9 protein-coding genes are annotated in these 13,192 nt (G+C 51.6%); 7 read left to right on the top strand and 2 right to left on the bottom strand.

The features are described from left to right. Nucleotides 1–146: 146 nt before the first annotated feature. Together SH451x_RS23250 and SH451x_RS23245 are read left to right on the top strand one after the other, a co-directional pair. The gene (locus SH451x_RS23250) at nucleotides 147–401 is read left to right on the top strand and encodes a hypothetical protein (protein ID WP_479359624.1); all 255 of its coding nucleotides are present in this window, start codon (nucleotides 147–149) and stop codon (nucleotides 399–401) included. Then, nucleotides 402–878, top strand: coding sequence for a putative toxin-antitoxin system toxin component, PIN family (locus SH451x_RS23245; RefSeq protein ID WP_479359623.1), 477 nt, complete (start codon nucleotides 402–404; stop codon nucleotides 876–878). A gap of 294 nt (nucleotides 879–1,172) precedes the next feature. Here SH451x_RS23245 and SH451x_RS23240 read toward each other — a convergent pair whose 3' ends face one another. After that, complete coding sequence (locus tag SH451x_RS23240) at nucleotides 1,173–2,474, bottom strand: NAD(P)/FAD-dependent oxidoreductase (protein WP_479359622.1); 1,302 nt, start codon at nucleotides 2,472–2,474, stop codon at nucleotides 1,173–1,175. 211 nt (nucleotides 2,475–2,685) lie between these two features. Here SH451x_RS23240 and ilvD point away from each other — a divergent pair, with 211 nt between their 5' ends. The 5 genes from ilvD (at nucleotide 2,686) to SH451x_RS23215 (ending at nucleotide 9,390) form a co-directional block, all read left to right on the top strand. Next, nucleotides 2,686–4,365 (top strand): dihydroxy-acid dehydratase, encoded by a 1,680-nt coding sequence (gene ilvD / locus SH451x_RS23235; protein ID WP_479359621.1) that lies wholly within the window; start codon nucleotides 2,686–2,688, stop codon nucleotides 4,363–4,365. 303 nt (nucleotides 4,366–4,668) lie between these two features. After that, on the top strand, nucleotides 4,669–5,172 hold the full coding sequence (locus tag SH451x_RS23230) for a hypothetical protein (RefSeq protein ID WP_479359620.1): 504 nt from the start codon (nucleotides 4,669–4,671) through the stop codon (nucleotides 5,170–5,172). 458 nt (nucleotides 5,173–5,630) lie between these two features. Then, nucleotides 5,631–7,064, top strand: coding sequence for a magnesium chelatase (locus tag SH451x_RS23225; RefSeq protein ID WP_479359619.1), 1,434 nt, complete (start codon nucleotides 5,631–5,633; stop codon nucleotides 7,062–7,064). Nucleotides 7,065–7,112: 48 nt separating this feature from the next. After that, the gene (locus SH451x_RS23220) at nucleotides 7,113–8,816 is read left to right on the top strand and encodes a VWA domain-containing protein (RefSeq protein WP_479359618.1); all 1,704 of its coding nucleotides are present in this window, start codon (nucleotides 7,113–7,115) and stop codon (nucleotides 8,814–8,816) included. Nucleotides 8,817–9,033: 217 nt separating this feature from the next. After that, nucleotides 9,034–9,390: a hypothetical protein gene (locus SH451x_RS23215; RefSeq protein ID WP_479359617.1), complete on the top strand. Its 357-nt coding sequence runs from the start codon at nucleotides 9,034–9,036 to the stop codon at nucleotides 9,388–9,390. Between the two features lie 45 nt (nucleotides 9,391–9,435). Here SH451x_RS23215 and metH read toward each other — a convergent pair whose 3' ends face one another. Then, a complete protein-coding gene (metH, locus tag SH451x_RS23210) occupies nucleotides 9,436–13,140 on the bottom strand; it encodes a methionine synthase (RefSeq protein ID WP_479359616.1) in 3,705 nt (1,234 codons plus the stop codon). Between the last annotated feature and the right edge of the window lie 52 nt (nucleotides 13,141–13,192).

The raw sequence follows: 13,192 nt of genomic DNA, 5'->3' as shown, positions 1-13,192 counted from the left end.
TCGGATAAACTTACCAGCCAAACCCAATGAGTAGATCTGGAAACAACCTGCAAATCATTCTATTTGGCGATTGCTGATTGAGAGTGCTATAATGGCGACGAGGCAGATTGTTAGCTCTTGCGGAGTCACCGCTTAGTGAGGCGATTATGGTTATCAGCGTGAACATTCCCGATGGGACAGAGCAGATACTTGCTGAGCAAGCTGCCTTGCGTGGTCAATCGGTAGAGTCTTATGCTGCTGAATTGATCCGTAAAGGCGTAATCGGAAGCCGTTCGTTTGCCGAAATCTTGGCTCCATTCCGTGAGCAAATCGCAAAGTCCGGGACCTCCGACTCAGAACTTGATTGCCTTTTTGAGGCTGCCCGTAGTGATGTACATACGGAAAAGCAGGGACGAAAATAATTGGGAAGGCCAAGAGTCGTTTTTGACTGCATGATCTTTCTGCAAGCAGCGGCTCGAGCTAACGGACCTGCCGCTGCTCTTCTCGAACTGGCTGAGATTGGTTCTATGGAACTATTGATCTCGGACACTTCGATGGAAGAGCTCTCTGATGTATTAAATCGCCCGACCCTTCAACGTAAATTTCCCTCATTAACAGCGTCGACCATTACTGATTTCATCGAACGAATCAAATTGTGTTCGCTGCTCTTAACTAGTGTTCCAAGCGTCTTTCCATTCAATCGCGATCCGAAGGATGCCAAATACATCGACCTAGCTTTTGCAGCGAAGGCTGAGTTTCTGGTAACTCGAGACAAAGACATCCTGGACTTAAGAGTTTCCGGTCAGCTATTGCAAACATTCGAACGACTATGCTGGAAATTCAAAATCGTTGACCCATTTGAAATGCTTTCCCACATTCGGGATAGGGAACAATCCTAGGCGAAATTCGCTTTTGAGAAGACCGCTATATCTACAATGTCCGCTAAGTTGGCCGAATCTAAAGCTCAAGAACTCCAGACGCGACAAATGAAGAGAAGATCATTCACGAGTATAAGGTTGTTGTCGCAGTGATGGAGTGGAAAGCTGACGATCTGGCGTGAGAAAGACCGACTGCCGTCGTTGCTTTTTCTGGCGATTATCGAATGCTGAGAAAAGCAAGAATGGATTGTCTAGGTCCTGGACTGATTTGTAATTCGAAGTTGCTTCTCTTTTTCAGCCCTGGATTGCGCAATTTTATGCCGGCGGCTTGCCGGTGATGAGTCGAGCGGAGCGGTCGCGACTAAAAAAAGTCCAGGCCCATTGGCTGGCGACTAAGAATCGATTGCGAAATTGCGTGATCATCATGATGTGAATGAAGAGCCATAGCAGCCAAGCAAACGTCCCGCCAAATTTCCACTTTCCCACTAAGGCGATGGCGTGGAAGCGGCCGATCACGGCCATAGATCCACGATCCGTATAGTGAAACTTTCGATTGAATTCCCTGCCGGCAACTGCCGCGATAACTCTGTCTGCGGCGTATTGGCCCTGTTGCATTGCGACTGGCGCAAGTCCAGGTAACGGTCTTCCTTCTTGATGCGGAAACGATGCCATGTCTCCAATAACCATAACGCGACCTTGCCCTGGAACCGTCAAATCAGGCTGCACCGTGACGCGGCCGGCACGATCCACGTTCGCTTCGGTCTTGTCACCCAGCAATTTAGCGAGCGGCGTTGCGGCAACGCCAGCAGCCCAAATGACAGTTTTGGTTTCGACTTCTCGAACAGCTCCATCTCGGTGAGTTATAACAACTTTGTCGGGAAAGATCTCCGTGACTTTCGAATTGTTGATCAGTGTAACGTTGAGTCGGGCGAGAGCTTCTCGAGTGTGTTTTGTGAGCTTTGGCGGGTACATGTCTAAAGGGTCTTCAGACGCTTCGACCAGCAATATCTTTGCTTGGACAGTGTCGATATTCCTAAAGTCGTATCGCAAGGTATGATTGGCGATCTCTGAGAGTGCGCCCGAGAGTTCGACTCCAGTGGGACCACCGCCGACGATCACAAACGTCAACCAAGCTTCGCGACGGAGAGGATTGGCAGTTCGCTCCGCTTGTTCGAAAGCAAATAGGATGTGCTTACGAATCTCGGTGGCATCTTCGATTGTTTTTAGCCCCGGGGCCAACGGCTGCCAAACGTCTTTGCCAAAATAGCTATGCTTTGCTCCCGTGGCTACGATGAGATAGTCGTAGGGGATATGTTGCCCGTCGTCCAATTTCACGTCACGAGCTTGCAAATCGATGTCCAGCACTTCACCCATCAGGACCGTACAGTTTTTTTGTCGACGAAGAATCCCACGCAGCGGCGATGCGATGTTCGCCGGGGACAACTCGCCGGTTGCGACTTGGTAGAGCAATGGTTGAAACAGGTGGTAATTGTTCTTGTCAATCAAGGTGACGCTGATGTCAGCGCGACGTAACCGTTTCGCCGCTGCCAGGCCGCCGAACCCGCCGCCAATAATAACAACACGTTGTTTATTACTCGAATTTGCTGAATGATCCATATTTTCTAAGTTGTCACAGAGCGGTTTGAATATGCGAGCCTATTGAGATTGAAGCAGCAAGAGTTATCCTACAGCACCTTCAATTTCAGACATCGCGACATGGGTGATTTGAGTTTGCATCACTTTGTAGCGAACATACAACCGGCGATGATGCACATTTTGAACCGAGCGTCCCTTCTTTTTCATTTCCCCAGAAAACCTAGCAGCACCGATGGCAATTGAACTCAACCGAATTTCCAAACGAATAACCCAGCCGAAAAGTCAGGGAGCTTCCCAGGCGATGCTGTACAGCACCGGCCTTAAACCCGAGGACATGAATAAAGGGCAAGTGGGAATCGGTTCGGTCTGGTATGAAGGAAATCCCTGCAATATGCACCTTCTGGGGCTCGCCGAGGAAGTAAAGGCGGCGGTTCAGGAAGAGGGACTAGTCGGGATGCGATTCAACACCATCGGCGTCAGCGATGGGATTTCAATGGGCACGGAAGGGATGAGCTATTCGTTGCAGTCCCGTGATTTGATCGCCGATTCGATCGAAACGATCATGGGTGCCCAGTGGTATGACGGATTGATCACTTTGCCAGGCTGTGACAAAAACATGCCAGGCTGCTTGATGGCCATGGGACGTTTGAATCGACCCTCTCTAATGATCTACGGCGGCACCATTCGTCCCGGCAAGTGGAACGGCCAGTCGCTGGACATCGTATCAGCCTTTCAATGCTACGGTCAGTTTCTATCAGGCGAAATCGACGAAGAAACACGAGCTCAAATCGTTCGCAATGCTTGTCCAGGGGCTGGCGCGTGCGGCGGAATGTATACTGCCAACACCATGGCGTCTGCCATCGAAGCTCTTGGCATGTCGCTGCCGTACTCCTCGTCGATTCCGGCCGAAGACCCCGCCAAGAAGGACGAATGCAGGCGAGCAGCTCAAGCGGTTCACAATCTGCTGAAGCTTGACCTGAAACCGCGCGACATCATGACGCGACAAGCTTTCGAGAACGCTATGGTCATCGTCATTGCACTTGGAGGATCGACTAATGCCGTCCTTCATTTGCTAGCAATGGCGCGAAGCGTCGACGTTCCGCTAGCCATCGACGATTTCCAGAAAGTCAGCGATAGGGTGCCATTCTTGGCCGATTTGAAGCCGAGCGGTCGGTTCGTCCAGGAAGATCTTCACAGCATCGGCGGGACGCCCGCGGTAATCAAAATGCTGCTCGAAGCCGGCCTCATGGACGGCAGTTGCATGACTGTTACCGGAAAAACGCTCGCTGAAAACGTCGCGGATTTGCCAGGATTAAAGGAAGGTCAGCGAGTCGTTCAGCCGCTTAGCGACCCAATCAAGCCGACGGGGCACATCCAGATTTTGCGTGGAAATCTAGCCCCGGACGGAGCCGTCGCCAAAATTACCGGCAAAGAAGGGCTAAAATTCGAAGGGCCAGCTCGCTGCTTTGATAGCGAAGAAGAGATGCTTGCCGCGCTGGAGCAAAAGAAGATCCAAAAGGGGGACGTCATCATCATTCGGTTTGAAGGTCCCAAAGGTGGGCCGGGAATGCCAGAGATGTTGACCCCGACTTCCGCCATCATGGGGGCCGGGATGGGAGCGGACGTCGCCTTGCTGACCGATGGTCGCTTTTCAGGTGGTTCTCATGGGTTTATTGTTGGACATGTGACCCCGGAAGCCCAAGAAGGCGGTCCGATCGCTTTGGTGCAGGACGGCGACATCGTCACCATCGATGCGGCGTCCAACCTGCTTGCCGTCGCCGTTTCCGACGCCGAAATGAAGAAAAGGGCTGCAGCATGGACTGCTCCGCCTCTCAAAGTGACTCGCGGAACTCTCTACAAATACATCAAAAACGTCAAAAGCGCCTCCCTGGGGTGCGTCACCGACGAATAAGCCGAATTATTTTGGTGCGACTTTTTATCGCAACGGGGATGGAAAGACGCCGTTGCGATGTCTCTAGGCGGTGGGGGCAGCCAAAGCGGCGATCGGCGTTGGAAACCCGGTTTTAGGCTGAACCAATTTCATCTTCAATCGAACTATTCTTAGTCGATAAATGTAATACCATTCCCGCAGACGCCCCACCTGTTTGGCGTCGCCAATGAAAAGCTGTGCAAGGAAACAGTTCGAAACTTCCCGGAAAACGCGGTGTTTGCCAGGAAGACGTTCAGGAAGAGCAATCGAGCAGTTTTGGATGCGATGACTACTTTTGTAAATGAATACCCGCCGGTTGGTGCGTTGGGCATCAATCGAAATGACTTCCGGTTACTGGCCTTGCGTTATCGCGAGTCGCAGGCTGATTTGATTCGCGGAGCTCTTTCACGACGCATTCGTCGTGCGAAAAGCTTGGCGTCCGAATTGAGCGGAACACAAACGGAAGAGATCGCTTCCGTCATGTCAGCGGCATATCGACTACTGGATCCACGGCGAAGAAATAGCCGTGTGGAGCGAATCAATCTATCGCCGCTGTGGGAACTTGATGCGCTGGACCAGCCAGAATTGGTTCGAACCGCCGCTGCGCCGTTGGTGTCACCGAAGCTTGGCGAGCATAACGTCGAGAGTCGTTTGCCAACCGAAGATTCGATCGCACCGGCTGTCGTAGTTCACGAGACCACCACTAGTGATCCAACGCTAGATGAATTGCGCAATGTACTGGCGATGGTAAAAGCGCCGATCAGTATCAACACAGCCAAAGCTAGCTGACAAGACGCTTGGTATGTAAGGGATTATCCTGCAATCACTTCCGCAAACAAATTGTAGCGGTAGGGCGCGAGCCCTCCGTTTCTGCGACAATACCTGAGTTGAATCCGGCAATGCAACGCCTTAACTAGAAGGCACGGATTGCCGAATTTTAACAAAACCAGTAGGTAAAATCTGACGCTACACTAGTCGCAACCGGTACACTAGTATGACCGCAAAGTGGTCGGCAACCGGTGTGCTTTAAAATTGCGACTAGTCTTCTATCTCGCCAGTTTGGATCATTCGGTGAAACCGATTGCTAAGTGTCGGTCACGGGAGAGTGTGTCCGGCTCCCTTCACGCGTGGCGAACTCACTGGTCGCGATGCTTAAAAAGGTCGGGCAAGACTTTCTGATCAACCCTAAGTTTAATCGCCGAAGGTGCAGCGCGTTCGTCGCACCATGAATTGGATTGGAGTTTTTTGTGAATACATCTGCCTCATCGACCGTGCTCGCCCTGCCTACCACTCTTGCGGAATTGGTTGCTAGTGGTTGGCAAAGCAAGACTGTGAAGCAAGAACTGCGTGACAACTTCATCAAGGCGCTTGCGAACAATGAAGAGCTGTACCCAGGAATTGTTGGCTACGATGATACAGTCATTCCGGAGATAAACATCGCGATATTGTCTGGCCATGATATGCTTTTTTTGGGAGAGAAGGGCCAAGCCAAAAGCCGCCTCATGAGGTCGCTGGTCCGGTTTCTAGATGAATACGTTCCCTATCTTAAAGCGGCTGGCTGCCAAGTTCACGAAGACCCGCTCAATCCAATCACCTCTGCCGGTCGAGACTACGTTTCCTCCAATCGCCCCGAGGACGTTCAAATCGGATGGTGGCATCGCAGCGATCGATACGCTGAACGGCTAAGCCCAGGTACGAAGTTCGCCGACATCATTGGCGAAATCGATCCGTCGATGTTAACCGCTGGCGTTGGGATGGGAACCGAGCAAGCTTTGCACTTTGGGCTGATCCCACGCATGCACCGGGGCATCTTTGCGATGAACGAACTTCCGGAATTGGACGAACTGGTTCAAGTAGGGATGTTCAATATATTGGAAGAACGCGATGTGCAAATTCGCGGCTACCCCATTCGCTTTGACCTCGACGTATTTATTCTTTTCTCGGCAAACCCAGCCACCTACAACCGAAGCGGAAAAGTGATCCCTCAGTTGAAGGATCGAATCGGTAGCATTATCCAAACGCACTACCCTGTAGAACGCCAGCTTGGTATTGAGATTCTCCAGCAAGAGGTCGACAATGAATTGGGCGGTGATTATCCGGTGCAAGTGCCTTACTTCATGGCCGAAATAATCGAAGAAATTACGGTACAGGCCCGTAAGAGCAAGTACGTGGATCAGGCTTCGGGAGTTTCGGCGCGATTCTCATTGGCAAACTATCGCGTCATGATTGCATCAGCACGTCAACGCGCTGCCGTGCTAGGCGAACCAATCGCCGTACCCCGAATCAGCGACCTTGGTCACATCTACTCTTCTTCGTTGGGCAAGCTGGAAGTAGACCTCATGGGGTCACATCAAATGTCCGAACGGCAAATCCTCGACTCGCTCATCGCCACAAGTATCAAAGCCGTGTTCTCACAGTACGTTGACGAATACGGACTAGGCGAAATAGCTGAGATATTCGCAAAGGGAGCTCGGGTGGAAGTTGGTGATATGCTCTCAAGCGAATCGTATGCTGCTCGATTGCAGCACGTGCCGCCTGTCTGGGAAAAAGCTTTCGAAGTCAATGCGACTGAGAATCCTGCCGTTCGAGCCTCCTGCGTCGAGTTTGTCTTGGCGGGGCTTTACAGCATGGATCGTATATCCCGGGCTGCAAAACGCGGCAAAGTTCACTACGAATTCTAAGGCACTTGACTCTCGAGTCAGCAGACTGCACAGACAGGTAACAACGCAATGGCTAAACGAACAACGCTCGGCGGAATAGTTCATACTTACCAGAAGTTTAACCCGACCGATTTCCCCTCGCCGACACAACCGCCCCCCGATCTTGTGTCGGGTGCGTTCGAGCATGCGTTGGCATACGGCAAGCACCGTGAGCTAACCGACGAGGAACTTGCGCGGGCCGTTCATTTAGATCCGAGCCAGATCGCGAACCTCGGCCCGAGCATAGATATGCTGCGAGCTATGCTTGAACAGCGGAAGCGGGCTATCTTAGAAAAGTACGAAGCCGATTCCGTCGTCAAGAAAGCGGACAAGCAATTCAAAAAGTCTGCGAGTTCTGCCAAAGTACCAAAGGCACTCAAAGGAACTTTTCAGTCGGCGGTCAAACAGGAACAACTATATCAGCTAGAGCGACTTTGGTATTTTGCCGATCACGACAACAGCGAGACGGCTCGTGATATTCTTCGTGTAATGGATGCCTTGGGCAGCAAGTATCAGATCGATGAACTAGCGTCGAAGTATCCATTCTATGGCCATGAGGGTATGTCGGTCCCGCAAGCTTTGGAGATAAAGAAAGAGCTCGAGGAGATCGATGAGCTGCTGAAACAGTTGGAAGAGGCTGAGAAGACGGCTCAAGTTGGAATTATCGACATGGAAGCACTGTCGAAATATGCCGAGCCGGGGGATATGGAGCAACTGGAAGAACTTCGGCAACAGATCGAAAACTACGTGCGTGAACTCGCCGAACGCCAAGGGTTGGATCGCAAAGAGGACGGCGGATACCGTCTAACTCCAAAGGCTTACAAAATCTTTCAAGCTCGTCTGCTGGAGCGAATCTTCAGCGATTTGCAAGCTGGCCGCAGCGGTCGACACACGGGCCGAATTATCGGCGAAGGCGCGGTTGAACTTCCTTCGACCAAACAATATGAGTTCGGCGATTCGCTGGCAAACTTAGATACAACACAGTCGGTTATCAACGCGCTGCTGCGGGATCCAACAGCGAACCCAGTTCGGTTGAAAAGTGGCGACATGGAAGTTCACCGCACTCGTAATAATCCAAAATGCGCTACCATTGTGATCATGGACATGAGCGGATCGATGCGCTACGACGGTCAATACATGAACGTCAAACGGATGGCACTCGCGTTACAAGGTCTGATCAGCAGCGAGTACCCCGGTGACTTCTTACGTTTCATCGAAATGTATACCTTCGCTAAACTGCGGCAGCCGGGTGAGATTATCGATCTCATGCCCAAGCCAGTGACTGTGCATGAGCCGTGGGTTCGGCTGAAGGCGGATATGAGCGACGAGAGCATGAATGAAATGCAGATTCATCCGCACTTTACCAATATTCAACACGCATTGCGATTGGCTCGGCGTAATTTGGCAACGAGCGATTCGCCTAACAAACAGATTGTTCTAATAACCGACGGCCTGCCGACAGCGCATTTTGAAGACGAAATGCTCTATATGCTTTATCCGCCGGACGAACGCACGGAAAAAGCAACCATGCAGGAAGGAATCGCATGTGCGCGAGACGGAATTACGATCAACATGTTTTTAGTTCCCAGCTGGTCGCAAAGCGAGGAAGATATCCGTTTCGCATATCGACTCGCTGAATCGACAAAAGGACGTGTCTTCTTCACGTCTGGGAATGACTTGGATCGTTTTGTCGTTTGGGATTACGTTAGCCGGAAACGTGAAATTATCCGCTAACGCAAGATGCTTTCCAAAATTGTGGACGGTCGCAATTGCTCTCACAACCGCTACAGCCGTTATAGAAGGGTAAAGTTTGCTCGGCTAGCGAATCTTTGACGGTATTTCTTAAGGTTTCGACGAAGTTGACTTTGCGGCGCTGGTAACTTCTCTCGGGTTCATCAACAACAGCGAATCCGGTAGTTCTCTTCAAAATCACTCGTCGTAGGTATCAGAAATGGCTGCAGATTTCCAACCTGGTGAAAGCATTGTAACGCTCGATCGTCGTCGTTCGGACCGCCGAACGGAAGAAAAAATCGCGATGGAGTTTGCGAAGAAGACACCTACCCGCGAAAAGCGAGAAAAGAAAAATCGCCGCCGTCAGATCGACCCGACTACTTGCGAACGTGATTATTCTGAAGACGAAGTTGAGTTCATGACGGCACTTGACAATTACAAACGCAAGAGCGGCCGCATGTTCCCGACATGCAGCGAAATTCTGGAAGTCATCCGCAACCTGGGTTATACAAAAGATGTTGTAGACGCCTGCGACTGTGAAGATGGTGCGTGTGACGGCAATTCCTGCGAAGCGTAATTGCAATCGCAGGAATCTTGATAAACACATACCTGGCTACACTAACTATTCTGGTTCGTAGCCCAGGTTCGGAGAAAGCCAACGTTCCACTTCTCGTAGTGGAATTCCTTTCCGCGCGGCGTACGATTCAGCTTGGTCTTTGGTAATCCGATCGACGGCAAAGTACCGAGACTCGGGATGTCCAAAATAGAAACCACTGACACTCGCCGCCGGCCACATCGCAAACGATTCTGTTAGCTGGACTCCGGTGTTTTTCGTTGCATCCAGCAATTCGAACAGCGCGGCTTTTTCCGTATGATCAGGGCAGGCCGGGTACCCCGGCGCTGGGCGGATACCACGATATTTCTCGTCGATCAATTCTTCGCTGTTAAGCGATTCTTCGATCCCATAGCCCCAGTCGCGGCGTGCCTGCTCATGCAACATTTCAGCGAAAGCTTCGGCCAGTCGGTCGGCGATCGCTTTGATCATAATCGAATTGTAGTCGTCACCATCTGCTTCAAACTTGTGGGCAAGTTCGTCGGTGCCATTTCCTGCTGTAACAACGAATGCGCCCAAGTAGTCTTCCCGACCGCTTTCAATCGGCGCAACATAGTCGGCGAGGCAACGGAAGTCGGACTGTCCGCGTCGTTCCCACTGCTGCCGCAGAAAATGGAAGCGCTTGAGCTCTTTATTGCGATTCTCGTCGGTATACAGCACGATGTCATCCCCGTCGCTGGCTGCCGGCCAGAAGCCGTACACTGCGTTAGCTTGCAGAGACTGCTGCGCAATCACGTCGAATAGCATCGCTTGCGCGTTCTCAAACAGCTCTTGAGCGTGGACGCCGACCACTGGATCCTTCAAGATCTTTGGATATTTACCTTTCAGTTCCCAAGTCATAAAGAACGGCGACCAGTCGATATACTTGGCGATCTTTTCTATGTCGTAATTCTTAAGAGTCCGGATGCCGGTAAAGGAAGGCTTGTCGATGCGAACGGTGGCCCAATCGGTCGCAAAGCGCTTCTCGCACGTTTCTTGGTATGGAAGCAACTTTAGATTTTTGCGTTCATAGCTTGAACGCAATTCTTCTTGCAGGGCGAGATTGCCGTCGACGTAAGCTTTCTTATTCTCTTTGCTGCAAAGTTTTTCGATGACGCCAACGCTGCGAGATGCGTCCAAAACGTGCACGACCGGATGCGAATAAGCTGGAGCGATCTTCACCGCCGTATGCTTGGCGCTGGTCGTAGCTCCGCCCACTAGCAATGGAATGTCCATTCCCGTCCGTTGCATCTCTCGCGCAACGTGTGCCATCTCGTCGAGGCTAGGTGTAATCAGTCCCGAAAGGCCGATGATATCAACGTTGTGCTTGATCGCTGCCTCAAGGATCTTTTCGGCTGAAACCATGACGCCCAGGTCGATCACTTCGTAATTGTTGCAGGCCATGACCACGCCGACGATATTCTTCCCGATATCATGCACATCGCCTTTCACAGTCGCCATCAACACTTTACCGCGAGCACTCTGGCTTTCGACGCCAGCATCAATTTTTTCTTGCTCCATGAAAGGTGTTAGGTAGTTTACCGCTTTCTTCATGACGCGAGCGCTCTTCACGACTTGCGGCAAGAACATTTTTCCTGCTCCAAACAAGTCTCCCACGACGCTCATGCCGTCCATCAGCGGCCCTTCGATGACTTCCAAGCAGCGTGTTACTTGCTGTCGAATCTCTTCGGTATCAGTTTCAATATATTTGTCGATGCCGTGAATCAGAGCATGTTTCAAGCGTTCCCTGACAGAACCATTTCGCCATTCAAGGTTTTCTCCGGTGGCTTTCTTGCCGCCGACGTTCTTGAACGATTCCGCCAAAACCAACATCCGTTCGGTGGCGTCTGGCCGGCGGTTAAACAGGACATCCTCCACATGTTCCAACAGTTCTTTTGGAACGTCTTCATAGACGGCAAGCTGTCCGGCGTTAACGATGCCCATGTCCATGCCAGCAGCGATCGCGTGGTAGAGGAATGCCGAATGCATTGCTTCTCGCACCACATCGTTGCCACGGAAGCTAAAGCTAATGTTGCTGACACCGCCGGAGATCCGGCAACCTGGACAGACTTTCTTGATTTGACGTGTCGCCTCAATAAAGTTGATCGCGTAGTTGTTATGTTCTTCGATCCCCGTTCCCACGGTCAGAATGTTGGGGTCAAAGATAATGTCTTGAGGCGGAAAGCCAACTTTATTGACCAAGAGGTCATAGGCTCGTTTACATATCCTGACTTTTTCATCGGTCTCAACGGCTTGTCCTTGTTCGTCGAAAGCCATCACGACGACTGCCGCGCCATACTGCCGGACTAGGCCTGCGCGTCGCAAGAATTCTTGCTCACCATCCTTCAAGCTAATCGAGTTTACGATCGATTTGCCTTGGGTATTCTGCAAGCCTGCTTCGAGTACTTCCCATTTGCTGGAATCAATCATCACGGGCACGGAAGCCGCAACGCTATCGCCCGCAATTAACCGTATGAATCGGATCATGGCTTCAACGCCATCCAAGAGGGCATCGTCCATGTTGATATCGATGATGGTCGCGCCATTTTCGACTTGTTGTCGCGCGACTTGGACCGCTTCCTCAAACTGGTCGTTTCGAATGAGTTTCGCAAACGCTCGACTACCGGTCACGTTGGTCCGCTCGCCGATCATGGTAAATCGAATTTCGGGTCGTAACGAGGCTGCTTGTTGACCGCTCAGTCGCGTCCAGACAATTGGCTCTGGGTCCTTATGCGGAGCCATCTTCTTGACCGCTTGAGCTATAGCATGGATATGCGCTGGAGTTGAGCCGCAGCAAGCTCCGACGATGTTCAGCCACCCGTTCTGAGCGAAATCGGCAATGTAGTCTGCCATTCTAGACGGAGTCAAATCGTACTGAGCCATCTCGTTGGGCATGCCCGCGTTAGGGTGGCAAGAGATGCCCGTGGCACTCACTCGCGCTAACTCTTCAAGGTGTGGCCGCATGACATCAGGCCCTAAAGCACAGTTCATGCCGACCGACAGCAATGGGAAATGGCTGATCGAGTTCCAGAACGCTTCCACCGTCTGGCCGCTAACAAAAGTACGACCGCCTTGATCGAAGGTGCCGCTCACCATAACAGGCACCACGCGCCCCGACTCGCGGAAGTACTCTTCAATCGCAAACAAGCAACTCTTGAGATTCAACGTGTCGATAACGGTCTCAGGCAGAATAATATCGGCACCAGCTTCCACCAGCGCGGCAACTTGCCCTTTATAGCTGGCTACCATTTCCATAAAGGTCACGTCACGGTGAGCCGGATCGTCAACCTTCGTGCTGATCGCCGTTTGCTTGGTCGTTGGGCCAATGCTGCCAGCCACGAACCTGGGACGCGACGGATCTTCCGACATGATTCGGTCGACTGCATTTCTGGCGCAGCGAACGGCAGCAGCATTGAGCTCGACGACCATTTCTTCCGGCATGTCGAATTCGACCATGCCGATCCGCGATGCCCCGAAAGAGTTCGTCTCGACAATGTCAGCTCCAGCCGCCAGATATTGGTAGTGGATGTCCGTAATGTCATCGGGACGAGTGATACATAAAATATCTGAGAATTTTGCTAATTCGATGTGGTGGTTCTTAAAACGTTCACCACGAACAGCCGCTTCATCAAGATTCAGTTTCTGGATCATCGTGCCCATCGCCCCATCGAGGATGAGGATATGATCACGAATCAAATCAGGCAAAATGTCAGCGTTTTTCGGGGATTTAAGCATCACGGGCCTTGGATGGACGAGCGTTATGAGACGTCTCGGAGAGCTAATAGTG

The sequence above is a fragment of the Njordella aestuarii genome, assembly GCF_056494165.1.
Note: the sequence above shows the minus strand (reverse complement) of the source record. Positions and strands in the feature narration are given on the sequence as shown.